Origin of the sequence: Yinghuangia aomiensis (genome assembly GCF_039542225.1) — a bacterium.
Lineage (GTDB): Bacteria > Actinomycetota > Actinomycetes > Streptomycetales > Streptomycetaceae > Yinghuangia > Yinghuangia aomiensis.
Window position 1 is genome coordinate 18796 of the sequence record NZ_BAABHS010000024.1, and the last position, 25058, is coordinate 43853.

The 25058-nt window shown below is 72.1% G+C and carries 24 protein-coding genes; 8 read left to right on the plus strand and 16 right to left on the minus strand.

Annotation, left to right across the window (positions count from 1 at the left end; translation table 11 throughout):
• Positions 1 to 41: 41 nt before the first annotated feature.
• Together ABEA93_RS28665 and ABEA93_RS28670 are read left to right on the plus strand one after the other, a co-directional pair.
• Positions 42 to 1403, plus strand: a complete 1362-nt coding sequence (locus ABEA93_RS28665; RefSeq protein ID WP_345678719.1) for a dihydrolipoamide acetyltransferase family protein — start codon at positions 42 to 44, stop codon at positions 1401 to 1403.
• A gap of 108 nt (positions 1404 to 1511) precedes the next feature.
• On the plus strand, positions 1512 to 1658 hold the full coding sequence (locus ABEA93_RS28670) for a hypothetical protein (RefSeq protein WP_345678720.1): 147 nt from the start codon (positions 1512 to 1514) through the stop codon (positions 1656 to 1658).
• Positions 1659 to 1762: 104 nt separating this feature from the next.
• On the opposite strand, the gene ABEA93_RS28675 is transcribed toward ABEA93_RS28670, so the two are convergent.
• Positions 1763 to 2437, minus strand: a complete 675-nt coding sequence (locus ABEA93_RS28675) for a DUF4097 family beta strand repeat-containing protein (RefSeq protein ID WP_345678721.1) — start codon at positions 2435 to 2437, stop codon at positions 1763 to 1765.
• A gap of 261 nt (positions 2438 to 2698) precedes the next feature.
• Between ABEA93_RS28675 and ABEA93_RS28680 the strand changes: the two genes are divergently transcribed.
• Entirely contained in the window at positions 2699 to 3442 is a 744-nt protein-coding gene (locus ABEA93_RS28680; RefSeq protein WP_345678722.1) for a GbsR/MarR family transcriptional regulator, read from the plus strand.
• Positions 3443 to 3465: 23 nt separating this feature from the next.
• Here the strand turns inward: ABEA93_RS28680 and ABEA93_RS28685 are convergent, their stop codons facing one another.
• The 3 genes from ABEA93_RS28685 to ABEA93_RS28695 all read right to left on the minus strand — a co-directional run bounded on the left by ABEA93_RS28685 (position 3466) and on the right by ABEA93_RS28695 (position 5913).
• The gene (locus ABEA93_RS28685) at positions 3466 to 4290 is read right to left on the minus strand and encodes an SDR family NAD(P)-dependent oxidoreductase (RefSeq protein WP_345678723.1); all 825 of its coding nucleotides are present in this window, start codon (positions 4288 to 4290) and stop codon (positions 3466 to 3468) included.
• A gap of 5 nt (positions 4291 to 4295) precedes the next feature.
• The gene (locus ABEA93_RS28690; RefSeq protein ID WP_345678724.1) at positions 4296 to 4778 is read right to left on the minus strand and encodes a nuclear transport factor 2 family protein; all 483 of its coding nucleotides are present in this window, start codon (positions 4776 to 4778) and stop codon (positions 4296 to 4298) included.
• An 85-nt stretch (positions 4779 to 4863) separates the two neighbouring features.
• A complete protein-coding gene (locus ABEA93_RS28695) occupies positions 4864 to 5913 on the minus strand; it encodes a hypothetical protein (RefSeq protein WP_345678725.1) in 1050 nt (349 codons plus the stop codon).
• Positions 5914 to 6123: 210 nt separating this feature from the next.
• Between ABEA93_RS28695 and ABEA93_RS28700 the strand changes: the two genes are divergently transcribed.
• Together ABEA93_RS28700 and ABEA93_RS28705 are read left to right on the plus strand one after the other, a co-directional pair.
• On the plus strand, positions 6124 to 7377 hold the full coding sequence (locus ABEA93_RS28700; protein ID WP_345678726.1) for an acyl-CoA dehydrogenase family protein: 1254 nt from the start codon (positions 6124 to 6126) through the stop codon (positions 7375 to 7377).
• Positions 7374 to 8540, plus strand: coding sequence for an acyl-CoA dehydrogenase family protein (locus ABEA93_RS28705; RefSeq protein WP_345678727.1), 1167 nt, complete (start codon positions 7374 to 7376; stop codon positions 8538 to 8540). Before ABEA93_RS28700 ends, ABEA93_RS28705 begins: the two co-directional genes overlap by 4 nt.
• Positions 8541 to 8614: 74 nt before the next feature.
• On the opposite strand, the gene ABEA93_RS28710 is transcribed toward ABEA93_RS28705, so the two are convergent.
• Positions 8615 to 9052 carry a nuclear transport factor 2 family protein gene (locus tag ABEA93_RS28710; protein ID WP_345678728.1) on the minus strand — a complete coding sequence of 146 codons (438 nt, stop codon included), beginning with the start codon at positions 9050 to 9052 and terminating at the stop codon, positions 8615 to 8617.
• A gap of 127 nt (positions 9053 to 9179) precedes the next feature.
• On the opposite strand from ABEA93_RS28710, the gene ABEA93_RS28715 reads away from it, so the two are divergent.
• Together ABEA93_RS28715 and ABEA93_RS28720 are read left to right on the plus strand one after the other, a co-directional pair.
• Complete coding sequence (locus ABEA93_RS28715) at positions 9180 to 10601, plus strand: NAD-dependent epimerase/dehydratase family protein (RefSeq protein WP_345678729.1); 1422 nt, start codon at positions 9180 to 9182, stop codon at positions 10599 to 10601.
• 262 nt (positions 10602 to 10863) lie between these two features.
• Entirely contained in the window at positions 10864 to 12471 is a 1608-nt protein-coding gene (locus tag ABEA93_RS28720) for an ABC transporter substrate-binding protein (RefSeq protein ID WP_345678730.1), read from the plus strand.
• On the opposite strand, the gene ABEA93_RS28725 is transcribed toward ABEA93_RS28720, so the two are convergent.
• From ABEA93_RS28725 to ABEA93_RS28775, 11 genes are all read right to left on the minus strand, one after another.
• Positions 12446 to 12835, minus strand: a complete 390-nt coding sequence (locus tag ABEA93_RS28725; RefSeq protein ID WP_345678731.1) for an alpha-L-rhamnosidase C-terminal domain-containing protein — start codon at positions 12833 to 12835, stop codon at positions 12446 to 12448. The genes ABEA93_RS28720 and ABEA93_RS28725 overlap by 26 nt on opposite strands.
• Before the next feature lie 19 nt (positions 12836 to 12854).
• A complete protein-coding gene (locus ABEA93_RS28730; protein ID WP_345678732.1) occupies positions 12855 to 13865 on the minus strand; it encodes an acyl-CoA dehydrogenase family protein in 1011 nt (336 codons plus the stop codon).
• Positions 13862 to 14995: an acyl-CoA dehydrogenase family protein gene (locus ABEA93_RS28735; protein WP_345678733.1), complete on the minus strand. Its 1134-nt coding sequence runs from the start codon at positions 14993 to 14995 to the stop codon at positions 13862 to 13864. The genes ABEA93_RS28730 and ABEA93_RS28735 overlap by 4 nt, the downstream gene beginning before the upstream one ends.
• Before the next feature lie 9 nt (positions 14996 to 15004).
• Positions 15005 to 15808 carry an enoyl-CoA hydratase/isomerase family protein gene (locus ABEA93_RS28740; protein ID WP_345678734.1) on the minus strand — a complete coding sequence of 268 codons (804 nt, stop codon included), beginning with the start codon at positions 15806 to 15808 and terminating at the stop codon, positions 15005 to 15007.
• A 61-nt stretch (positions 15809 to 15869) separates the two neighbouring features.
• The gene (locus ABEA93_RS28745) at positions 15870 to 16979 is read right to left on the minus strand and encodes a zinc-binding dehydrogenase (protein WP_345678735.1); all 1110 of its coding nucleotides are present in this window, start codon (positions 16977 to 16979) and stop codon (positions 15870 to 15872) included.
• A 248-nt stretch (positions 16980 to 17227) separates the two neighbouring features.
• Positions 17228 to 17839, minus strand: a complete 612-nt coding sequence (locus tag ABEA93_RS28750; protein ID WP_345678736.1) for a TetR/AcrR family transcriptional regulator — start codon at positions 17837 to 17839, stop codon at positions 17228 to 17230.
• A gap of 118 nt (positions 17840 to 17957) precedes the next feature.
• Positions 17958 to 18716 (minus strand): FadR/GntR family transcriptional regulator, encoded by a 759-nt coding sequence (locus ABEA93_RS28755; protein ID WP_345678737.1) that lies wholly within the window; start codon positions 18714 to 18716, stop codon positions 17958 to 17960.
• 116 nt (positions 18717 to 18832) lie between these two features.
• Positions 18833 to 20014 carry a CaiB/BaiF CoA transferase family protein gene (locus tag ABEA93_RS28760; RefSeq protein ID WP_345678738.1) on the minus strand — a complete coding sequence of 394 codons (1182 nt, stop codon included), beginning with the start codon at positions 20012 to 20014 and terminating at the stop codon, positions 18833 to 18835.
• Between the two features lie 214 nt (positions 20015 to 20228).
• The gene (locus tag ABEA93_RS28765) at positions 20229 to 20984 is read right to left on the minus strand and encodes a TetR family transcriptional regulator (RefSeq protein ID WP_345678739.1); all 756 of its coding nucleotides are present in this window, start codon (positions 20982 to 20984) and stop codon (positions 20229 to 20231) included.
• Between the two features lie 93 nt (positions 20985 to 21077).
• Complete coding sequence (locus tag ABEA93_RS28770; protein WP_345678740.1) at positions 21078 to 21719, minus strand: TetR/AcrR family transcriptional regulator; 642 nt, start codon at positions 21717 to 21719, stop codon at positions 21078 to 21080.
• Between the two features lie 63 nt (positions 21720 to 21782).
• Entirely contained in the window at positions 21783 to 22739 is a 957-nt protein-coding gene (locus ABEA93_RS28775) for an alpha/beta hydrolase (protein ID WP_345678741.1), read from the minus strand.
• A 223-nt stretch (positions 22740 to 22962) separates the two neighbouring features.
• On the opposite strand from ABEA93_RS28775, the gene ABEA93_RS28780 reads away from it, so the two are divergent.
• A complete protein-coding gene (locus ABEA93_RS28780; protein WP_345678742.1) occupies positions 22963 to 24903 on the plus strand; it encodes a flavin-containing monooxygenase in 1941 nt (646 codons plus the stop codon).
• The last annotated feature ends 155 nt before the right edge of the window (positions 24904 to 25058 follow it).

Genomic DNA, 25058 nt, shown 5'->3' on the forward strand with positions numbered 1-25058 from the left:
GCCGCGCCGGCCCGTCCCCGCGTCCCAGAAAAGGCGGAACCATGATCGACATCCGCATGCCGCGCCTCTCCGACACCATGGAGGACGGCGTGGTCGCCGCGTGGCTCAAGAAGCCGGGCGATGCGGTCGCCGAAGGCGACGTCCTGGTCGAGATCGAAACCGACAAGGCCGTCATGGAGTTCGAGTCCTACGAGGCGGGCATCCTCGCGGCGATCCTCGTCCCGGAGGGCGGCAACGCCCCGATCGGCGCGGTGATCGCGCGGTTGGACGACGGCTCGGGCGACGGCGGGGGCGACCACGGGGACGAGCGCAGCGGCGCGGCTGCGGAGGGCCGCGGGTCAGCGGACGCCGACGAGCCGGAGAACGGGTCTCCGGGCGGGGGTGGCGGCGCTCGGGCGCGTGGTGCGGGGACCGCGCCCCAGGCGGGCGGCGCGGCCTCCACCGCACCCTCGGGGGCCGTCGACGCCGACCCGCGCGGTGCCGCCGATGCGGCGCCGCCGGCCGCGGAACGCCGGTTCGCCACCCCCTTGGTCCGGCGCCTGGCCCGGGAACGCGGCGTCGACCTCGCGTCCGTCCCGGGCTCGGGGCCGGGCGGACGCATTGTCCGGCGGGATCTGGAGGATGCGTCGGCCCGTCCGCCCGCGGTCCGGGCGGCGGAGGCCTCGGCCCCCTCCCCCACCGGCCACGCCACAGCCGACGAGCGCGAGCCCACCGCTGTGCCCTTCGACGCGGTCCGCCGGACGACGAGCCGCCGTCTCACCGAAAGCAGCACCACCACACCGCAGTTCAGCGTCACCTCGGCGGCCGACGTCGACGGACTCCTCGCACTGCGCCAACGCCTCAACGCCGCGCTTGCGGCCTCCGACGCGCCGACGGTCAGCGTCAACGACCTCGTGGTCCGCGCGTGCGCGCTGGCGCTCCGGGCGCACCCGGGCGTCAACGCGTCGTACTCCCCCGAAGGCCAGGGAGCGACGCTGCTGCACGGCCGGGTCCACATCGGCATCGCCGTCGCGGCGCCCGGCGGCCTGGTCGTCCCGGTGATCCGGGACGCGGACCGCGCCCCGGTCTCCCGGATCGCCGCCGAGGCCCGCCGCCTGGCCGCGCGTGCCCACGAACGCAAACTCGGGGCCGAGGACTTCGCCGCCGGGACGTTCACCGTCAGCAACCTGGGCATGTACGGCGTCGAGCACTTCACCGCGATCGTCAACCCGCCGCAGGGCGCCGTCCTCGCCGTCGGCGCGGCCACCCCCGAACCCGCCGTCGTCGACGGCACGGTGGCCGTGCGCCAGCGCATGCGGTGCACGCTGTCCGCCGACCACCGCATCATCGACGGCGCCCTCGCCGCGGAGTTCCTCGCGACCCTCACCGCGCTCCTGGAGAACCCGCTGCGGATCGTCGCGTAGCAGGGGCGTCAAGATCCCGCCAAGAGCCGCTGCACAGGGACGCCCGGCGGGCATGTGTCACCTACGTTGCCGAGCAACACAGCAGGCGACACCCCCGAAGGAGATGCCGTGACTCCTACCGATGCCCCCGCGCCGCGCCATGGCGACCCCGACGATCGCCGGGCGACGGCGATCGTCGGGCCCGGCGTCGTCCTGGTCATTCGGCTCACCGCGGCACTCGGGCTGATCGCCCTGTGCCTGCTGTTGCTCACGTGACCGCGGAGGTCGCCCCGGCACGAGAACACCCGCCCGGCAGCGGAACCGACCGCGGCCCCGGCGGGCGGCACAGCCGCCCGCCGGGGCCGTATCGGCCGCAGGTGTCAGAGGCCGCGGGCCGTGATGTCGCCTTGCATGGTGGTCGCCTGGATCGCCAGCACGGCGTCGGCGCCATCGGTGTTCTTCAGTGAGTTGCGGATACGGCCTTGGGTGGTGCCGGCGTCCAGCGCGGCCGAGACGCCGGGGGCGGCGGCGATCGCGATGTCGCCGGAGAGGGTCCGCAGGACGACCGCCCCGCCGACGGCTTCGGCGATGTCGATGCCGCCCCGCTGGGTGCTCACGTCGGCGGATCCGCCGAGGCGTCCGACGACGACGTCGCCGTCCAGGACGGCGAGCCGGGCGCTTGCCGCCTCGTCGATCTTGACCGTGCCCAGGCCGCCGTCCACGACGACGTCGCCGAGGCGTCCGACGCCGCGGAACTCGGCGCCGCCCGCCTTCGCCTCGACCCCGGAGCCGGCCGGCACCTGCACGGTGACCTCGACGGACCCCGACGGCCCGAACAGCTTGTTCCTGGCGGGCGGTGCGCACACGATGCGCACGACGCCGTCGGCGAAGGCGACGTCGGTCTCCTCCGCGGCCTTCACATCGCGGCTCTTCGCCGCGTTGGACGGCAGCACCTCGACGGTGGTGTCGGCCCGGTCGGCGGCGATGACCTGGATGCGGCCGGCGGGGATGTCGAGGACGACCGAGACGGCGGCGGGGGTGGCGAACTTCTGCATGGCGGGCTCCTTCGTCCGGTCCGGGGCGCTTCGTCGACCCGGTGTTTCCGATGGAGGAAACGCTACGTTGCGTTCATAGTCCCGGCAACACACTCATTGCGCTTGTGAAGCATAGCCGCAGCCCACAGCCCGTTAATCGTTGCAACCATCTGAAGTTCAATGCAACAAAACCTCGGGCATGCGTTGCAATGAATGAAGCTGAAGGCTACGCTCGGCATCGCCCGAGGACCCGGGATCCCCAGACCGCGCAGGAGGCCCGCAATGCCGGGAGGCAGACTCACCCAGCAGGAGCGGCGGCAGATCGCCCTCGGCCTGGCCGACGGCCTCGCCTATGCGGAGATCGCCCGGCGGCTCGACCGCCCGACCTCGACGGTCACGCGCGAGGTGCTGCGCAACGGCGGCCCCGGCACGTACCGCGCGGACGTCGCGCACCGCGCGACCGAACGCCGCGCCCGGCGCGCCGGAGTCCCGGCACGCCGCGACGCGGCGACCCCGGCGCCGGCGCACGGCCGCGACGCCGAGGCGGTGCACGCGTACGAGGAGCTGTTCACCACCGTCCTCGTCGAAGCGGGCCTCCCGGTCATGACGGCCCGGGTGATGGTGTGCCTCTACCTCACCGACGAGGGCAGCCTCACCGCGTCGGAACTCGTCCACCGCCTCCAGGTCAGCCCGGCCTCCGTCTCCAAGGCCGTCGCGCTCCTCGAAGCCCAAGGCCTGGTGCGCCGGGAGCGCGACGAACGCCGCCGTGAACGCTACGTCGTCGACGACGACGCCTGGTACCAGTCGATGATGGCCAGCGTCCGCGCGACCGCCCGGATGGTCGAGATCGCCCGGCAAGGCGCCGGTGTCCTCGGCACCCGCACCCCGGCCGGCACCCGGCTGGAGAACATCGCGCGCTTCTGCGACTTCGTCTCCGAGAGCATGGCCCGCGCCGCCGAGCAGGCCCGCGACGTCCTCGCCGCCAAGCCGGCGCCGCCCGAGCCGCGTACGGCGCGGTCACGCTGACGGCGACCCCGGCGGCAGCCGACCTACCGCGGGTCCCCGTCCAAGGTGCGGACCGTCAGGCCGAATTCGGCGATCAGGTCGAGGCTGATGTGGGTGTGTCCGGTGTGGTCCGCCGGGCAGTCGCACAGGGCGAGGATGGCTTCCACCATCTCCTCCATCGATTCGACCTGGTCCGGGCGGACGATGTCGCCGACCAGGTCGCGGGCGCCCTCGCTCAGCACGGCGGCGCGGGGTTCGACGGTGTTGACGCGGACGCCGCAGCCGTGGAGTTCGGCGGCCAGGCCGTTGCTGACGCGGTTCAAGGCCGCCTTGGACGCGCCGTAGACGGTGGTGCCCGTGCCGGTGCCGCCGAGTCGGAACGGCGGCCCCGGCCAGTGCCGGGCGGTGCCGCTGGACACGTTGACGATCCAGCCCTCGCCGCGCGCCGTCATCGCGGGGATGACGGCCTGGGCCAGGTGCAGCGGGGCCACGCAGTTGAGTTCGTGCATCAGGCGCACGCGTTTGAGCGGATAGTCCGCCACAGTGCCGTAGAGCGCGACCGCGGCATTGTTGACCAGGACGTCGATCGGGCCGCCGAGCCCGGCCTCGGCTTCGGGGACAACCCGCTCCCGGTCCGCTTCGTCGGCCAAGTCCGCCTGGATCAACGTCACTCGGCCGCCGAATCGGCGCAGCTCGTCCGCCGTGTCGCCGAGCGTTCCGGGGAGGTACGCGTCCGCCGCGTCGACGGTGCGGGCGACGATCGCGACGTCGGCGCCTTCGGCGGCGCAGCGCCGCGCGACGGCGGCTCCGATGCCGCGGCTCGCACCGGTGACCACGACGCGCTTGCCGTCCAATCGCTTGCTGCCCATGGGTGTCACCAGCTCCTCTGGCGGTCCGCCACGAAATCCACCTGGCGGAAGGGTGCCGACTCGATCGAGTCGAGGACGACCTCCTTGCGTCGGATCAGGTAGCCGGAGCCGGTCCGCGCCAAGGTGAGGCGGACGATCCCACTGGACAGGGTGCTCGGCCTCCGGTCCACGATCTGGGTGACGAAGAGGTAGGACTCCAGGTCGAGTTCGCCGTCGCGTTCGGCGGTGACGTGGATGTTCGCGGCATGGTGGCGCAGCGGGTACGGGCTGTGCCGGCGATGCTCCCGGGTCCACGCCATGGCGGCCTCGCGGCCGCGGCAGTCGGACCGGATGAACTCCTCGTGCGGATGCTGCCCGGTCTCGGTTCGCGAGCTGAGGTGGCAGTCGTCGGCGAGCAGGCCGGCGAGCTCGTCCAGCCGGCCTTCGTCGTAGGTGAACCACCAGCGGTGGACGAGCTGGTGCGCCGCAAAATGGTCGTGCGCAGTCAAGGGACACTCACTCCTGGTCGGCGTGCTGCAAAGGGACGGCTCGGCTGACGAGGCTCGGCTGACGGCGCGCGTCGGGCGGCGCTCGTCAGGCGGCGGGGCGGGCCCAGTCCTTGGCGGGGGTGATCGAGTAGGCGGCGATCAGCGCGCGGATGAAGTCCTGGTCGTGCAGCGGGTCCGACGGCTCGGGGACCTTGATCCCGCGGGTGCGCATGTCGGCCAGCAGGCGGTCGAAGACGATGTCGTGGGTGAGGTCGTCGGAGTGGTCCATGTTCTTCTTGACCTCGTCGAGGTCGCTGTAGACCTCGGCGTTCCAGTGCACGAGAAGCCGCATCTCGTCCGGACGGTAGCGGCGGATCACGTCGCCGTCCGTGGTGACCGCCCAGTCGTCGTGCTCGGCGTCGTAGCCGATGAGCGACCGGTGCTTCAGGCCGGGGGTGTCGCGCTCGTCCGGACGGCCGACCGGGTCGCCGCGGTGGAACATCGCCTCGTTCTGCACGACAACTCCCTTGTTCCACAAGGGGTGTTCGAGACGTTGCGGGTCACCGAGCGGTCCGTCGGGCCAGTACGTGAAGGTGCCGTTCTCCCCCAGGTACCACCACGTGATGACCTGCGCCATCTTCACCAGGTGCTCGGTGAAGAGGCCCGACCGGCCCATCACGTTCTGCAGCCACACCGGCGAGTTCTCGATGCGGATCCCGCGGAACGTGACCGCGTCGAGGTGCGAGTTCAGCCCGCTGCGGTGCGGGCCGCAGAAGTTGAACAGCATCATCGTGGGCCGCGCGTACTCGGCGCCGCCCCAGTAGTCCTTTGCCAGGCCGAGGAACCGGTCGTTGTAGAAGCAGTCGTGGAGCTCCGGGTAGTAGACGACGGAGTTCTCCGCGAAGAAGCCACGGAAGTGCGCGGAGGCGATGTCGTCGAGGGTGTAGTCGACCCGCTCGGCGGAGCCGCCGTTGGAGGTCGCGACCAGCTCCTCGACGGTGTCGAAGTGGTGGGCGCCGATCGTCGGCCACGGGCCGCGGTCCCGGATCACGCCGAGCATCCGCGCGTGCTGGTCTTCGGTGTACAGGTCTTGCATCACCCGGGGCGGCGCCGCCGGCCGGAGCACGTCGTTGAGTCGCTGCACATCGGTGGTCATGCGGGTCTCCTCACGTCCTGGCGGCCGAGACCCCGCGTGCCGTCCTGGGGCAACGAGCGTGGTGTCGGGACCTACACCGCACAGGAATACATGCCGTCGGGCACGACATCAATGGACGCGGCCGTTTTTTTGTATGCCATCCGCAAAATAGCGGCCGCAGGCTCCGCCCGGCAGCCCTCCGTCTTCGATCTTGAAGTCATGCATCTGTGCATGTATGACTGGTCGGGTACGGCGCCGGAGCGCGAAGCACCTGCGCCCGGAGACGCCACGGAGGGCTCGTTGGAAGACCACGACAGCATTCGCGCCCGGGTACGGGACCTCGTCGCCCGGCACGATCCCGGTGCCATGCCGCAGCGCGAGTTCCTCGGGCACCGGTTCGACGCCGGGCTCGCCTGGGTGCACGCACCCGAGGGCCTCGGCGGCCTCGGGGCGTCCCGCGCCCTGCAGCCCGTCGTCGAGGAGGAACTGGAAGCCGCCGGTGTCCCGCGGCTGAACGGGGCGCGCAACCCCATCGGCCTCGGCATGGGCGCCCCCACCGTCCTCGCGCACGGCACGGACGAGCACCGGGCCCGCTTCCTGCGCCCGCTGTGGACCGGCGAAGACGTCTGGTGCCAGCTGTTCAGCGAGCCCGGCGCCGGATCCGACCTCGCCGGGCTGGCGACCCGCGCCGTCCGCGACGGCGACGACTGGGTCGTCAACGGCCAGAAGGTCTGGACGTCGCTCGCCCACCACGCCCGCTGGGCGATGCTCCTGACGCGCACCGACCCGGACGCGCTCAAGCACCAGGGCATGACCTACTTCATCCTCGACATGCGGGCCCCCGGCGTCGAGGTCCGCCCGCTCCGGCAGGCCACCGGACAGGCCGAGTTCAACGAGGTGTTCCTCAACGACGTCCGCATCCCCGACACGATGCGCGTCGCCGAACCCGGCCAGGGCTGGACGGTCGCCACCACCACGCTCATGAACGAACGCGTCGCCATCGGCGCCGCCGCCGCGCCCCGCGAAGGCGGCCCGCTGGGCGAGCTGATGACGCTGTGGCGGGAACGCCCCGACCTGCGGACCCCCGGCCTCCACCACCGCCTGGTCCGCCTGTGGGCCCGCGCCGAGGCCTCCCGCATCGGCAACGAGCGCTCCCGGCAGGCGTCCGCGGCGGGCAAGCCCGGCCCCGAGGGATCGGCCGCGAAGCTGGCGTACGCGGCGCTCGCCCAGGACACCAGCCGCCTGCACCTGGAGCTGACCGGCGCGGACGCGCTCACGTACGACGACTACACGTTCCGGCGCAGCAACATGACCGGCAGCGGCGAGGTCCGCTGCACCGGCTTCCACTACCTGCGGACCCGCGCCAATTCGATCGAAGGCGGCACCAACGAAGTCCTGCGCGGCATCATCGCCGACCGGGTGCTCGACCTGCCCCGCGAACCGCGCACCGACACCCGGATCCCCTGGAAGGACATCCCCCGGTGACCACCACCAGCCCGGCCAATCCGCCGATTCCCGTGCTCGTGAACAGCGACGTCGAGGACGACCTGCGCGCCGCACTCCGCTCGCTCCTGCGCGAACGCAGCGCATGGCAGCGCGTGCTGCCTCGCCTCGACACTCCCGACGAGCCGTACGACGACGCGCTGTGGGAGACCCTCACCCGGGAACTCGGCCTCGCCGGCCTCCTCATCCCGGAGAAGTTCGGCGGCGCCGGCGCCACGGCCCGGGAGGCCGCCGTGGTGCTGGAGGAACTCGGGCGCTTCCTCACGCCCGTCCCCTACCTGGCCAGCGCCGTCCTCGCCACCACCGCGATGCTCAGCTGCAGCCCGTGGGCCGAGGCGGACATCGCCGACGACCTGGCGGTGCTCGCGGCCGGATCCGGCACGGCAACCCTGGCGGTCTCGGCCCACCTCGGGCCCGACGCGGCCTTCCCCGACGCGGTCGCCGGGGTGCCGGGCGGCACGGGCGTCACACTCACCGGCACGGTCCCCCACGTCCTCGCCGCCGATCGGGCCGACCTGCTGGTCGTCCCCTATGTCGTCGACGGCGCGCCGCATCTCGCGCTCGTCCGCACCGGCGGCTCCGGCGTCGCCGCCTCCCGCGAAACCGCGCTGGACGGCACCCGCCCGCTGAGCACGCTGGACCTCGACGGCGCCGAGGCCCGCGTGCTGGCGGGCCCGGACGTGGCGGCGGCGGCCCTGCGGCACACTCTCACGACCGGCGCCGCCCTGCTGGCCTCCGAGCAGCTCGGCACCGCGGAACAGGCCTTCGAGACGGCGGTCGAATACCTGCGCACCCGGCACCAGTTCGGCCGCCCGTTGGGGTCCTTCCAGGCGCTGCGGCACCACGCCGCCGACCTGTGGTCGGACCTGGCCGCGGCCCGGGCCACCGCCCGCTACGCGGCGGCGTGCGCCGCCGACGACTCGGACGACTTCCCGCTCGCCGCCGCCCTGGCGGCCGCGCACGTCGGCGAGATCGCCGTCCGCACCGCGGAGGAGAGCCTGCACCTGCACGGCGGGATCGGGTTCACCTGGGAGCACCCGGCGCACCTGTACGTCAAGCGCGCCATGAGCGCATCGGTCATGCTCGGCACCCCGGACCGCCATTACGCGGCTCTCGCGCAGTTCGCGGACATCCCCGTCGCGTAACGCGACGCCTGCGGCGATCGGACGGGCACACCGCCGATCGCCGCAGGAACCCGCGACTCCGGCGCCGCGGCCGCTCAGCCCAGGTCCGGCGGCGTCTTCGCCGCGTCCATGCGGAACACCCGCCGATTGATCCTCCAGCCGGCGGCCGTGCGGACCGCGTGGTCGGCGAAGCGTCCGGACGTGTGCGGGACGCCCGCCCGTTCACCGGCGGCGGTATTGAACATGCCGAGCATGTAGTAGTGCACCGTCGCGCCCTCGGGCGTCGGCTCGATCCACAGGTTGGCGACGACGTGCCAGGTATGGCCGGAGGACCAGCCGGCGGTGTCGCGGGCGTGCTGCACCAGGGCGTCGATCCCCTCGTAGACGCCGACCCCCACGAGTTCGGTGACGACCTCCGCGGTGAAGAGACCAGCGAGCGCGGCGTAGTCGCCGTAGTCGGAGAAATGACAGAACTTCGCCGGAAGTTCCGCCAGTTCGAGGCGGTCCGCGACCGCAAGACGTGCAGGTGCCACTGGTGCTCCTCGGGTAGGTGCCACGCCCTCCGGCCGCGGGTCCGGGCGTCGGATCCCCGCGGCGTTGAGACCTCACAGGAATTAGCGTAGCTTGCACACTTATTCCCGTGCGAAGGTAGGCGGCAGCATGACTACGCGCGTGTTCCTCACCGGCGCGACCGGCAACTGGGGCCGGTGCATCCTGCGCGAGTTCGCGGACCGGGGCGACCGGTTCCGGGTGGTCGCACTCGTCCTTCCCCACGAGCGCGACCACCCGGTCCTCGCCGAGTTCGCCGGCATGCCCAACCTGGAGGTGGTCTACGGCGACCTCACCGACTACCCCACCGTGGCGGCCTGCGTCGCGCGCGCGGACTACGTCCTGCACGTCGCGGCCGTGGTCTCGCCCTTCGCCGACGACCACCCGGACCTCGCCCGGGAGGTCAACATCGGCAGCGCCCGCAACATCGTCGACGCGGTGCGGGCCCAGCCGGATCCGGCAGCCGTCCGCGTGGTGATGGTCGGCTCCGTCGCCCAGACCGGGGACCGCAACCCGCCCCACCACTGGGGGCGCGTCGGCGACCCCCTGCGGGTGTCCCGCTTCGACGAGTACGGGCAGACCAAGGTCGTCGCCGAGCGCCTGCTGGTCGACTCCGGCCTCCCCCGCTGGGCGTGGCTGCGGCAGACCGGGATCTTCCATCCTGGCATGCTGGAGATCCGCGACCCGATCATGACGCACTCCCCGTTCGCGGGCGTCATGGAGTGGGCCTCCGCCGAGGACTCCGCCCGCCTCATGGCCGACATCTGCGAGGACGAGGTCCCGGAGGAGTTCTGGGGCGGTGTCTACAACATCGGCGGCGGCGCGGACTGGCGGCTGACCAACTGGCAGCTCCAGACCGGCATCGCCGCCGCGCTCGGGGTGCCGGACGTCCGCCGCTGGTACGACCGGAACTGGTTCGCCACCCGCAACTTCCACGGCCAGTGGTACACCGACTCCGACCGCCTCGAACAGCTCGTCCCCTTCCGCACCGACACCTTCGACACCGCGCTCCGACGGGCGATCACCGCCAACCCCGGACTCAAACGCGCCGGCAAGGTCCCCGGCCGGCTGGTGAAGCACGCCGTGATGAAGCCGCTCACCCGCAAGCCCCGCGGCACCATGGCCTTCATCCGCGACGACGACCACGAGAAGATCGCCGCCTACTTCGGCTCCCGCAGCGCATGGGAAGCCATCGGCGACTGGTCCACCTTCGAAGCACCCGAACCCGACCGCACCCCCTCCTTCCTCGACCACGGCTACGACGAAGGCAAGGACCCGGAAGGCTGGACCCTCGCGGACCTGCGCGGCGCGGCCGACTTCCGCGGCGGCCGCCTCCTCGCCGACATCTTCGAACCCGGCGGCGTCGCCACGCCGCTGCCCTGGCAGTGCGCCGACGGGCATGTCTTCCGCGGCAGCCCGAGGCTGATCCTCACCGCCGGACACTGGTGCCCCGACTGCGTCCGCGACACCGCCGGCTACACCCGCCAAGCACAGACGAATGCGTTCCTCGCCCAGGTCGTGCACGGCAGCTGAGCCGGTTCCCGCCGGTGCCTGCCGGAACTCGACGGTATATGGCGTACGCAAATTTGCCGTAGGTGGCTGACTTCTCAGGGATGTGCGGCTACCGTGACCGCACATCTCCGCGCGCAACGACCGTCGTCACCCCGCGTCGGCACGCCCGGCGGGCCCTCACGTGCATCCATTCGCCCGCCGGACGTGCCTCGTAGCGCGCGCAATCCACGCGGCACCGCCTCGATCCCCCACGCGCCACATCTCGTCACCGGGAGGCACGATCATGTCTGCACGCATTTTTGTACGGCATACACCACACGGCCCGTCCAGACGCCGCAGCGCCGCCGTCGCCAGCCTCGCGGCCTTGGGCCTGGCGATCAGCGCCTGCGGAGGCGGCGGCAGCGGCAAGAGCGCGTCCGCCACCGGAAGTCCGGCACCGGCGCGGTCCGGCGGCAAGCTGACCATGCTGGCGGTCCAGGACTCCGCCACGCTCGACCCCTTCCGGGTGGTCAACTCCGCTCTGGCGGACGAGCCGCGCATGGCGGCCCTGTACGACCCGCTGTTCGTCATCGACGCCAAGTCGCGCACGGTCGTGCCGCATCTCGGGGAGTCGCTGACCACGAACGACAACGGCGCCTCGTGGACCATGAAGCTCCGTCCCGGAGTGGTCTTCAGCGACGGCTCGCCGTTCGACGCCGCCGCGGTCAAGCTCAACTACGACACGCAGGCCGACCCGGCGACCCGCTCGTCGCACATCGCGGTCGCCGCGGCCGTCAAGACCGACGTGGTCGACGACCTCACGCTGAAGCTGACCCCGGTGGGCGCGCCGAACCCGAACCTGGATCGCGGCATCGCGACCGAACTGACCTACATCATGGCCCCGTCCGCTATCGCCAAGGGCCCGGAGAAGTACGGCTCGGAGCCGATCGGCGCCGGTCCGTTCGTGCTCAAGAGCTGGACCCGCGGATCCCAGCAGGTGTTCGAGCGGAACCCCGCCTACTGGCAGAAGGACAAGGGCCTGCCCAAGCTCGACCAGATCACGATCAAGAGCATTCCGGACATCAAGCAGGAGTACAACACCGTCAAGTCGGGCCAAGCCGACCTGTTCATCAGCTCCGACGGCAAGGTCCTCGAACAGGCGAAGAAGGAGCTGAACGTCGCCGAGTCGGCGACCGACGGCGGCCAGATCGTCCAGTTCAACCTGCGCAAGGCGCCGTTCGACGACGTGCGGGCCCGGCGCGCCCTGACGCTCGCCCTGGACCCCGCCGACATCCCGAAGACCCTCGACAACGGCTACGTGCCCGCGAAGAGCTTCTTCACCGCCGACAGCCCGTTCGTCGACCCGGCGGTCACCCAGCCGCCGCAGAACAAGGCGGAGGCGCAGCGGCTGTTCGACGAACTCGCCGCCGCGGGCAAGAAGGTGGACTTCACCTACCTCGTGCCGCAGAACCCGTCGTCCCTCGCGGTCGCGGAGTACATGGCCAGTCGGCTCAAGGAGTTCCGGAACGTCTCGATGCGCGTCGAAGCCGCGGAGATCGGCGCGTACATCGTCAAGTACGCGGTCCAGCGCGAGTTCCAGGCGACGCTGACCCAGATCTGGGCGGCCGACCCGGAACCGCTGCTGTTCGGCTACTGGTACTCGCAGAGCCCGTTCAACATCGGCGGCTGGAACAGCCCCCAGGCGGACGCCGCCCTCGCGGCCGGCCGGGCGAGCACCGACCCGGCCGTCCGCAAGCAGGCCTATTCGGATCTGCAGAAGGCCCTGGTCGCCGACGTCCCGCTGTGGTCGTACGCGGAGTCCCTGTGCGGCACGATCTACAGCGGCAAGGTCACCGGCGTCGAAAGCTACAACGCAGGCGTCGTCTTCATGGACCGGCTCGGCCTGAAGTAGCCGCCGGGGAAACGGCCTTCGGGGCGCGGCGGCGCCGATGGGAAGCTTCCGGACCTTCCCGCCCGCGCGCTGCGGACGCAGCGCGCGGGCGGGGCAGGCTCATCGGAAGGTGTGGCTCCCGGGCCCGGCGACCGGCTTGCGCGCCCGTCCGGAAGGCGGATGTCGGCTTCCGTCCCCGAGGGGACCGTGCGTCGAGGACGAAGCGGCCCTCCGCCAAGCGCCACGCCGACGCGATCGTCCCGTACGGTGACACGAACTGCGCCTCCGCGGAGGTGAGTCCGCCGCCGGGACGGGGCTCGATCGTGAAGCGGCGGTAGCCCGCCGAGTCCGGGCCCGGCTCGGCAGGCGGCGGGATCCCGGCCACGTGCGTGTGCAGCGGCCGCCTACGCGGTCAGTTCGTCCCAGACCGCGGCTTCGCCGCCCGCGAGTGCCCGGGCGCCGAGGTATTCGGCGCTGTGCGTCTCCGAGCCGACTTCGCCCGGCCACGCCCACAGGCGCTTGGTGTAGTGGTGCAGCGGATACTCGCGCGTCACGCCCATGGCCCCGTGGAGCTGGTGCGCGGTGCGCGCGCACACCGAGGCGGTCTCGGCGGCGACCACCGCCGCGGCGGCGGCTGCGCCCAGGCGGGCGGGCAGCGCCGCCCCGGCATCGGCCGCGTGCCGGTCGACGGCGCGGGCGAGGGCGGCGTCGAGTCGGACGATCGCGACCTTCATGCCCGCCAGTCCGGCCGCCACCGCCGGGATGCGGGCGAGCGGCTTGCCGAACTGCTCGCGCTGCATCACGTAGTCGCGGGTGAGCCGGTAGGCGCCTTCCGCGGCTCCGGCCACCGCGGCGGCGCGCAGCACCGTGTGCCGGCCGCGGACGTCCGGCATCGGCGGCGCGGAAGGCAGCGGCGTGCCGGCGGTGCCGACGATGGACAGCGTGTCGCGAGGTTCACCGGCGAGGTTTTCTGCTTCGTCAATCCGGGGGTCCTCGCCTGTCTCGACGAAGGAGGCGTCGTCGCCACCCCTGTAGACCACGACGCCTCCGCTCCGACGCAGCCAGGGCACGCCCGGGATGCGGAGCACGGACATGTCCTCGCGGTATTCGCCGTCGAGTGCGAACGCGAGGGTTGTGTCGACGCCGCCGACCTCGTGGTCGTGCGCCAGTACCCACGCGGAGAGGGCGCTCTCGCCGACCGGCAGCCCCACGGCCCGCTCGGCGAGCGCACGGACGACGACCACCAGGTCGGCGAACGTGCCGCCGGATCCGCCGCGGGCTTCGTCGACGCCGACGAGCGGCAGCCCGAGATCGCGCAGCGTCGCCCAGAGGCGGTCCGAGCCGCGTTCGTCCAAGGGGACGTCGTCGACCACGTCGGCGACCAGTCCCCGCAGCTCGCGTGCGTTGTCGGTCATGGGCGGGTCTCCTGTTTGGCGATGATCGAGAGCAGGACGTCGGCGGCGCCGCCGCGGATCGTGAAGCCGGGCGACGCCAGCAGCGCCTGGCCCCAGGCGGCGGTCACGTCGGGCCGGTCCGGGCGGCAGACGTCGCGGGCGAACGCGATCACGTCGTTCTCGAAGGCGTTGCCGAGGTACTTCAGCGTCGCGGCCTCGACCACGGGAGCGGCCCCGGCGTCCACGCTCTCCGCGACGTTCCGGGCGAGGCGGCGCAGCGTCGCGAGCCGGGCGACCAGACGGCCCAGCGGCGCCCTCTGCTCGGGCCCGGCGTGCCGGAGCGCCAGCGCGAAGAGCGGGTAGGTGGACAGGAAGCGCTCCGGGCCCCCGCGTTCGAAGGACAGTTGTTCGGTGACCTGCCGCCAGGCGTTGCCGACGGTGCCGAGGACCCGGTGGGCGGGGACGAACGCGTCGGTGAAGGTCACTTCGTTGAAGTGGTGTTCGCCGGCGAGGTCGACGATGGGGGCCACCGCCACGCCGGGCGTGTCCATGTCGACGATGAACTCGGTGAGCCCTTCGTGCTTGCGTTCGCCGCGTTCGGTCCGCGCGAGCAGATAGGCGTGGGTGGCGTGGTGGGCGCCCGTCGTCCAGATCTTCCGGCCGGTGACCCGCCATCCGCCGTCGGCGGGAAGCGCGGTGGTGCGCACCGCGGCCAGGTCGGATCCGGCGTCGGGTTCACTCATGCCGAGGCAGAACACGGACCTTGCCTCGGCGATGCCGGGAAGGATCTCCGCCTGCAACTCGGGGCTGCCGTGCCGGAGGACCGCGGGGCCGATCTGCCGGTCGCCGATCCAGTGCGCGGCGACGGGTGCGCCGGCGCGCAGGAGTTCCTCGTTGACGACGAGGCGCGCGAGCTGGCTGTGGCCGCCGCCTCCGACGTGCCGAGGCCAGGTCATGCCGATGAGTCCCTGGGCGGCGAGTTCCCGGCTGAAGTCCGGGTCGAAGCCGCGCATCCAGTTGTCGCTGCGCGGCTCATAGCGCCCCTCGGCCTGCCATCGGCCGGTCAGGTCGCGGACCCGTCGCCGCAGTTCGTCGAGGTGCGGCGCGTCCTGCGGGGCCCGGGTCGTTTCGGAGGTCGCCTGGGGGGTCATGGTGCCTCCTCAGCGGCCGGTGTAGGTGCCGGGGCGCTTCTCGCGGAATGCCGCCATGGCTTCCTGCGAGTCCCGGGTGGAGGTGACGACGGCCTGGTGCGACGAGATCAGGTCGAGCGCGGTACGCAGGTCGTGCCGCTCGCCCTCGCGGACCGCCCGCTTGATCAGCTGCACCGCGATCGGCGGTTGTGCGGCCAGGCGGGCGGCGAACGCGCTCACCGCACTGCCCAGTTCGCCGTCCGGGTGGACGGCGCTGACGAGGCCCAGCGCAAGCGCTTCGTCGGCCGTGACGAAGTCGCCGGTCCACAGCAGGCGCAAGGCCGCCGCGGTGCCGACGATGCGCGGCAGGTACCAGCAGCCCCCGTCGCCGGGCACGAGCCCGACGCGGACGTAGCCTTCGCTGAACCGGGCCGACGCCGCGGCGATCCGGATGTCCGCCATCAACGCCATGTCCATGCCCGCGCCGACGGCGACGCCGTTGACCGCCGCGATGTAGGGCTTGGTCAGGGCCTCGGCGGCGAAGGCGACCTGGTGGATGCGGTTGGTGAGCAGGGTCTTCTCGGACCAGGGGGTGCGCTCGCGTTCGGCGAAGACGTCCAGGTCGACGCCGGAGCAGAACGCGTTTCCGGCGCCGGTCACCACGACCACGCGGACGTCGGGGTCCCGCTCCGCGCGGCGCAGCGCGTCGGCCCAGGCGTCCACCATCTCCAGCGTGAAGGCGTTCTTGTGGTGAGGCCGGTTCAGGGTGATCACGGCGACGTGGTCGGCGACGGCGTAGTCGAGATCGGGGGCGTCGGGCTCGGTCGGGTTCATGTGTGCGCTCCTTGATGCGGTCGTGAGGGGGTGGGGCCGGTCGGCGCGGGCCGTCGCGCGCTCAGGGGACGATGCTCGCCCGGACCACCTCGCGCGCGTCCGCCGCGCGGAACGCCTCGTTGATGTCCGCCAGCGGGAACGCCGTGCTCTCCAGCCAGTGCTTGGGGAGGGTGTCGCGGACCGCGTCCAGGAAGCGCAGGCTCCTGCCGAGCGCGTCCGGCTCGTACAGCGACACGCCGATGATGCTCTTGTTGGTGAGGGTGAGCCGGGAGGGGTCGGCCTCATAGGTCTGCCCGTGGCCGATGTTCCCGACGCTCAGGTAGCGGCCGTAGCGGCCGAGCATCTTGATGCCCTCGCCGACCACCGCGGGCGAGCCGACGAGTTCCACCACGACGTCCGCGCCGCCGCCGGTGAGGTCCTGGACGCGCCTGACCCGCTTGCGTTCGTCGGGCTCGGCGCCGATGTCCACCACGGCATCGGCGCCGAGTTCGCGGGCCAGTTCCAGGCGCTCGGCGACCGTGTCGACGACCACGACGGTCGCGGCGCCCCGGGCCTTGGCCAGGGCGGTCGCATACAAGCCCAGCCCGCCCGCGCCCTGCACGACCACGGTCTCGCCGAAGGTCAGCTGGGCGCGGTCGTAGGCCTGCATCACCTGGGACAGCGCGCAGTTCGCACCGCCGACCACCTCGTCGGAGAGCGTCTCGGGGACCGGGTAGAACAGCGCACCTGGCGGCAGGAGGAAGTAGTCGGCGAAACCGCCGACGTAGTACGGGGGTTCGGCGCTGCTGGCGAGCATCGCCATGCTCATCCGGGCGCATCCGGCACGCCGCCCGGTCACGCAGTACCGGCACGTGTGGCAGGGGAAGAAGTACGGGAACACCACGCGCGTGCCCTCGACGAGCGGGCCACCCGCGGTGTCGTGGGTGACCCCGTCGCCGAGTCCCGCGACGACCCCGACCATCTCGTGCCCCAGTACCGTCGGCAGCTTGCCGCCGAGGCCGCGGGTATTGAACCGGCCGTGCCAGGCGTGCAGGTCGCTGCCGCAGATGTTGGCCCGGATGACCTTCACCAGGACTTCCCCGGGCAGCAGCCCGCGTCCCGCGAGAGACACCTCGCGGATCACGAACGGCTCGTTCGGGGCGGTGAATTCCGCGATGCGTCCGTCGAACACGGTGCCGGCCTCCCGGGCTGGTGCCGGACGGGGGTGCGGTGCCCGGGCCGGTCGGTGCGGTCCGGGGGCGATGGTCCGGCGGTGGCAGGATCTTTTAATTCCTGCACATGAAATACATGATTGCGGCCAACGTCAAGAGCCGAGAACCGTCGGCGGACGCACCACCGCACGCCGCCGCCCAGGAGGACGCGATGCCCACGCCCCGCCGCACGCGATCCGCGCCGCAGGACGCCGGCGGTCCCGGCCCGTCAGCGCGCCGCAGGACTCGCGATCATCGTGACCAGCGCGTCCACCACCTCGGCCATGTCGACGGACGGATCGATCAACCACTGCAGCTGGACGCCGTCCACCGCCGCCACGAGCAGTTGCGCGAGGACGGCGGCGTCGATGTCGTCCCTGGCCCGGCCGTCCTCCTGCATGACGGCCACGCCGGCGCGGATCGCGGCCCGCAGTTCCTCGTAGCGGCGGGCGAAGTACGGCCCCGCCGGATGCCCGGGCTCGGGAGCCGCCGCGGTCATCGCCACATACAGCCGCACCAGGCCGGGGACCCCCATGTTGTGCCGCACCGTGCGGACGATCGCCTCCAGCGAGTCCGCGGCCCCCTCCGCCGCCGCGGTCGACTCCTGGTCCCGCGCGTCGATGACGGCGAGGAACAGCTCTTCCCGCGAGCCGAAGTAATGCAGCACTCCGGTGTCGGTGAGCCCGACCCGTTCGGCGATCGCCCGCAGCGACGCCTTCCGGTCCCCCTCGGAGGCGAAGACCTCGAGGGCCGTCTCGAGGATCTGCGCACGACGGGCCACGCCCTTGGGATACGGCTTCTGCGCCTTGCGGCCACCGACGGCCGGCTTGTCACTTGTCACCCGACGAACGTACCCAACCCACCGTGTGCGCCGGAAAAACCGAGGAGCGCCAAGTTCTATGGCCGGGGCATGCCCATCCGACAGGCGGGCAGGACGGCCCGACGGTGCGGCGGCCCGGTCAGTAAGTCCACCGCACAGGGCGGTCCATCAGCTCCGGGTACCGGTGGCGCCAGTAGTTCTCGGCCTCGGCGAGGTGCTCGCGCATGGCCGTTTCGGCGCGGTCGGCATCACGGGCACGAAGCGCGTCGACGACGGCCTCGTGCGCGTCGGCGATGGCGGCCTGCTTGCGCGCCGAGTACTGCACACCGACCCGGACACCGTCCGCGATCGCGTGCAGCGTGTTGACGAAGACGTCCAGCACGACGCTCTGCGCGGCTTCCGCGATCAGCGTGTGGAAGCGCTGGTTCTGCGCGACGAAGACCTCGTGGTCGCCCGGGTTGGCGCGCAACGCGGCGATGCTGGCGTCGAGTTCGCCCAACTGGACGTCGCTGATGCGCTCGGCTGCGCGGCGGGCGATCATCGGTTCCAGCGCGGTGCGGGCGTCCGTGACATCGCGGAACGACGCCCCCTCGATCTGGAGCACCAGGCTCAAGGCCTCGCTGAGGCTCGCCTTCGGGGGACGGCGGACGATCGGCCCTCCCCCGGGCCCGGTCTTGAGGACGATCAGCCCGCGGGTCTCCAGGAGCCGCAGGGCCTCGCGCACGGTCGGACGTCCGGCACCGTACCGCGCCATCATCTCCTGCTCGTTGGGCAGGCGTTCGCCGGGACCCACCTCGCCGGACAGAATCGGCTGCGCCAGCACGTGGGCGAGCCGCTGCGACGACTTCGGCGCACGCCAAGACGTCGCATGGGCGTTCTGGTCGGCGGTCTCGGCCATCGCGGCGTGTCCGGCATCCTGGTCGGTCGGAGAAGATCCTGTACCGGGACAGCGTAGCCGGACACCGCCGCCGACCTGTGGTGCCCCGATGCGAACGCCGGCCGGGCGCGGGTCCGTCATTCCCCGCCGGGACCGAGGGCTTCGAGGATGGCGGCCGTGTGCTCGCCGTGCAGCGGCGGCGCCCTCCGCACCGGGGGCCGGACCCCGTCGATGCGCAACGGCGAGGCGACCAGGCGCACCGTTCCCGCCGGATGCCCGACGTCCTGGACCAGGCCCACCGCGTCGACGTGGTCCTCGCGGAACACCTCGTCGATCCCGTTGACCGGCGCGCAGGCGAGTCCGGCGTCCGCGAACCGGCGTTCCCAGGTGCGGGTGGACGCGCCGAGCAGTACGCCTGCCAGCAGGTCGTCCAGTTCTTCTCGGTGGGCGAGCCGGGTCGGGTTGTCGGCGAACCGGGGGTCGTCGGCCAGCGCGGGCCGCCCGATCGCCCGGCACAGCGCCGCGAACTGCCGGTCGCTGGTGGCGCCGAGGACGAGTTCGCCGTCGGCGGTCGGGATCGGGCCGTACGGTGCGACGTTGGGGTGCAGGTTTCCGAGCAGGCCCGGGACCACGCCGCCCACCAGGTGGTTCGCCGCCTGGTTGATCAGGGCGGAGACTCCGCACTCGAACAGCGGAACCTCGACCCGCGCGGCCTTCCCGTCCGGCGAGTCGCGCTTGGCGAACAAGGCTCCCAGGGCGCCGATGGCGGCGTACAGACCGGTCACCACGTCGACGATCGGAAGGCCTACCTTGGTGGGGCCGGTCGCGGGATGACCCGTCACCGACATGATCCCGGACCGCGCCTGCGCCATGGCGTCGTATCCGGGCTGGCCGCCCAGCGGACCGGCTTCCGAAGCACCGCGGATCGACACCCACACCGCCTGCGGACTGCGGTCGCGCACCGCGTCCAGGCCCAGCGAAGCCACCTGCGGCGGCAGGAAGTTCTCGATCACCACGTCGGCGTCGGCGGCAAGCGCGCACAGCGACACGCGGTCCTCCGACCGCCGCAGGTCCAGCACCATGCCGCGCCGGTTCCGGTTCACCGCCAAGTAGTACGCGGCGTCGGCCCCGTGGAACGGCGGCCCCCACCGCCGGGTCTCGTCCCCTTGCGGCGATTCGACCTTGATCACGTCGGCGCCGAGGTCGGCGAGCACGGTCGCCGCCAGCGGACCGGCCAGGATCCGCGACAGGTCGAGCACCCTGACCCCCGCGAGGGGCAGCCGCGGGTCCTGGGCATCGATGTCCTGAGGCCACGTCATACGCGTTCCTTTGCGGGCGGGTCGAGGCCCCCGGATGGAGCCTTATTCATAGCTATCATGGCTATGATCAGAGCATCCAGACCCGGCACCGTGTTTTTCGTATATCAGATACGCATAAAATGCCGGGCGCCTGAACCCCGGGAAGTCACGACGCCGCCCACCCACCGCTTTGTCGTGTCAGGGGATGACGGCCCTGACAGGCGCCGCAACGCGCCTACCAGGGGTCCGGGTTGCTGAACAGCGGCGACATCGGCGCGCTCAGGCGGGCCGGGCCGGGCCGGCGGGCAGCCGCCGGCGGGCCTGCGAGGGCTTCGATCGCGGCGATGGTGGCGTCGATGGCCGTGTCGTACAGCCGGTCGAACGCCTGCGGGAGTCGGTCGATGATCGCGCCGATCTCGGCGCGGTCGGTGTCGTCGCGCTCGTCGGCCTCGTCCAAGGCGCTGCGCAGGACCGTCACCGTCTGGTCGGCGGGCCTGCGTGCGGCGGCCATCGACGCCTGTCCGACGATCGTGGTGCCGACGAGGGTGATGGCGAGTGCCTGGTCGTCCTCGCTCAGCCGCAGGGGCTCCAGCACCCGCGTCAGGATGACGAACGAGGGCAGCCAGGCGGGCTGCCGGGTGGAGACGATGTACGGCAGCAGCTGCGGATAGGGCCGCAGGCTCTCCATGCTCAGGACCATCCACTCGCGCAGCTGGTCCTGCCAGGTGCCGGGGGACAGCTCGGTGATCGAGACCTTGAGGTCCTTCGTGAGCCGGTCCGCCACCGCGTGCAGGAGGTCGTCGCGGTCCGGGAAGTAGCGGTAGAGCGCCATCGGCGCCGAACCGACCGCGTCCGCCACGGACTTGATGGTCAGCGATGCGTGCGGGTCCTCGTACACCAGGCCGACCGCAGCCTCGACGATCAGGTCGCGCGACAGCCGCCGGGGCCGGCCCCGGCCGCGCCGAGGGGTGTCGTCGGGTTGCTGAGCCATGTTCCGTCCCTTCGCCACGCCCCCGTCGGGCGGTGCGTGCGCGTCCAGGGTACGCAGTTCGGCCCGTGCGCCACCCGGCAGACCCGGGTCCGGTCAGGAACCGTCCGCGTGATCGGCCCCGAGCGTGGCCCGCCACACCGCCGTCAACGTGTCGAGCATGGCGGACCGCTCCCGGTCCCAGCGGCCCGACTGCCACGACGGCATGAGCGTCTCCAGCTGGTTGATCAGCAGGAACGCGCGCCTCTTGGCCTCGGGACGGGTGAAGTGCGACCACCGCTCGGCGGGCCGGGTCAGCGACCGGATGAACTCCTGCTGGTGCGCGGCGTGCTGGCGGCGCAGGGTGTGCGGAAGCTGCTCGGCGAACAGCTTGAGGGCTTTCTTGTTCTCCTCGCCGGTCTCCACGTACTCGGCCAGCCAGCCGCGGATGCTCGCGGCCGACCAGTCGGGCAGCTCGGCGAACGCGGCGAACTTGCGGCCGGTGTCCGCCCAGATGCGGTCCGCCAGCTCGCCGACGATGTCGGCCTTGCCGGAGAAGTGCAGATAGAACGTCGCACGGGCGGCCCCGGCGCGGGCGGCCACGTCGTCCACGGTGGTCGCGTCGTACCCCTTCTCCTCGAAGACGTCGACGGCGGCGGACACCAGACGGGCACGCGTGAGCTGCTTGTGCTGCGCGCGCAGGTCCGGGGCCGGGGCCCCGGAGCCCGGCGCGGTCCGTCGACGCGTGGCGGGAGGCATGCCCACAGCGTAGTCGCCCACGTCCGGCCGCCGCGGCCGCCGGTCACGCTCCGCCACCGCGGGTCAGCCCCGCGGGTCCGGCCCGACGGCGTCGCGCAAGGCGCGGCAGGCGTGGTCGAGGGCGTCGGACGCCTCCGGGACGCGGGCGTAGTAGGAGAGGAAGCCGTGCGTCGTGCCCTTGACCTCCAGCACCCGGATGCGGCCGCCCGCTTCCTCGACCTTGTCGGCGTACGCGTACGCGTCGTCGATGTTGAGGTCGTACTGCGGGGCCACGATCAGCGCCGGCGGCAGGCCGGTGAAGTCGTCGGCGTACAGCGGCGAGAGGTAGGGGTTCCGCAGGTCGGCGCCGGCCGCGTAGGCCTGCCACATCGACTGCGAGGTGCTGCGCTTGAGCATCGGCGCGTCCGCGTGGGCGACGGTCGCGGGGCGCTCGGACAGGGCGTCCAGTCCCGGGTAGGCCAGCAGCTGGAACGCGAAGCGCGGGCCGCCGCGGTCGCGCGCCATGAACCCGGCCACCGCGGCGAGGTTGGCGCCCGCGCTGTCGCCGCCGAGCGCGACCCGGTCCGGGTCGACGCCGAGCAGGTCCGCCTGCTCGACCACCCAGGCGGCCGCCGCGTAGAAGTCCTCCAGCGCGGCCGGGAAGACGTGCTCGGGAGCCAGCCGGTACTCCACCGAGACCACCGCGCAGCCGCTCCGGTTGGCGATCTCCCGGCACAGCCCCTCGTGGGTCTCGATGCTGCAGATCGACCATCCGCCGCCGTGCGCGAATACCAGCGCGGGGAGCCGGTCGCCTGCGGCCGGGTAGTACACGCGCACCGGAATACCGCCGCCGGGGCCCGGCACCACATGGTCGGCCAGCGCGTGCACCTCGGGGCGCGGCTGGAGCGCCGCGGCCGCGTCGGAGCGCGCGCGGATCGCGGCCACGGATTCGGGGGTGACCTCGGGCAACGGCGGTATCACCGCCATGATCCGGGCCAACTCCGGCACCAGGACGAATCGTTCCGACTCGGGGACCGCCATCACGCCTCCGCTCCGGCCGCACCGCACACCGGCGGGCAGCCGCACACCTGGATAGACACTGCGTCTACCTTGCGCCGATCATGCACGGCCGAGCTCCCCGCGTCCAGAGCCGCGCCCCCGCAGGAAATCGCTACAGCCAAGGCGCCCTGGACATCGCCCGGCGCCGTATGCATCATGACCTTCGCTAGACACTCTGTCTATTCTCTGGCTACGGAGACCTCCGATGAACGACCGCCCCGTATCCGTTTACCGCCGTCCCGTCCCGGACGACCTCCCCCTTGCCGGCCCCGATGGCGATCCCGCGCCGGTGCGTGCGCGGCTGGCCGACGCCGAGCCGCGCACCTTGCTGATGGTGCTGACGCACCTGACGCGTGACGTTTCCCACCTCGACCGGTTCGCCGCGGTGTGCGACCCGGCCAACGCGGAATCGGGCGCCGAGCGGGAAGCGGACGAGATACGCGACTTGCTCGCCGACGTCCTGACCACGTCCGCACCTCGGGAGACGGGTCCGCTGCCGAGCGAGCTCTTCCGGCGCATGGCATCCGCCTACGTCCACGAGCCGGTCGACGAAGAGTTCGTTCCGCTGCTGCTCGACCAGTGCGGCTTCGCCAAGCTGGACGGTGCGCCGGCCGCCGCGGACCGCGGGCCCGGCGGCGACGGATTCCACGTGGTCGTGGTCGGCGCAGGCCTGTCGGGCATCTGCGCGGGGGTCAAACTCGGCGAGGCGGGCTACAGCTACCGCATCTACGACCGCAACAAGGACGTCGGCGGCACCTGGCTGACCAACGTCTACCCGGGCGTCGGCGTGGACACCCCGAGCCACTTCTACTCGTACTCGTTCGAAGTGAACCCGGACTGGCCGGAGTTCTACTCCAAGGGCGCCTACGTCCTGGACTACCTGCGCCAGTGCGCGGACGGCTACGGGGTCCGGGAGCACATCGTCTTCGAGACCGAGGTCGTGTCCTGCGCCTACGACGACGCGTCCCGGCGCTGGGCGGTGACCTCCCGCGGCCCCGACGGGACCGAGGAAGTCGAATGGGCGGACGCGGTGATCACCGCCATCGGCGTGTTCCAGGGCGCCGTCCGCCCGGACATCCCCGGGCTCGACGACTTCGCCGGGACCGTCGCGCACACCGCCGAATGGGACCCGTCCCTCGACCTGTCCGGCAAGCGGGTGGCCATCGTCGGCACCGGAGCCAGCGCCATGCAGGTCGGCCCGGCGATCGTCGACGACGTCGCCGGCCTCGCCGTGTTCCAGCGCACGCCGTCGTGGGTGATGCCGCGCCGCAAGGACGACCTGACCGTGCCCGAGGGCGCCCGCTGGGCGATGCGGCACGTCCCCTACTACGGCGAGTGGTTCCGCTTCCTCACGTACTGGTTCGCCTCGGACGGCAACTTCGTGCGCGTGGTCGTGGACCCGGACTGGCACATGCCCGACGTCTCCGTCTCCAAGGAGAGCGAGGCCATGCGGCAGTGGCTGCTGGCCTACGCGCGCGAGGAACTCGCCGACCGGCCCGACCTGCTCGAGAAGGCCATCCCGGACTATCCCCCGTTCGGCAAGCGCATCCTGCGGGACAGCAACTGGTACCGCATGCTCAAGCGGGACCACGTCGACCTGATCACCGACCCCATCGCCCGGGTCACCGCCGATGCCGTGGTCACCGCCGACGGCCGCGAAACCGCGGCGGACGTCCTGATCCTCGCCACCGGCTACCAGGTCCTGCCGATGCTCGGCCAGATCGACGTGACCGGGCGCGGCGGCACCCCGCTCGCCGACGTCTGGGGCCACGACAACCCCCGCGCGCACCTCGGCACCACCGTCCCCGGCTTCCCGAACCTCTTCGTCCTCGCCGGCCCGAACAGCGCCCCCAACCACGGCGCGGGCGTCAACATCCTGGCCGAGAGCCAGATCCACTACGTCGTCGGCTGCCTCGACCTGCTCCGGGAACGCGAAGCCCGGGCCCTCGAACCGCGCCAGGACGTGCACGACGCCTACAACGAGCAGGTGGACAAGGCCCTCGAAGGCCGTGTCTGGAGCCACCCCAGCGTGCGCAGCTACTACCGCAACAGCACCGGCCGGGTCGTCGTCTCCTGCCCGTGGCGCCTGGTCGACTACTGGACGATGCTCCGCTCCCCCGACCCGGCGGAATACACGCTCGACTGACGACGCTCAGCAGTGCCGCGCGCATCGGGGACGATGCACGCGGCACTGCTGGACGGTTTCGGGTGCCTCCGGGTCGCGGGCGCGGTCCTCGGCTGCCGCCGGGTCGGCACGGCGGCACTGGCGGACCCGCGGGACCAGCGCTGAGCCTGCCGCCC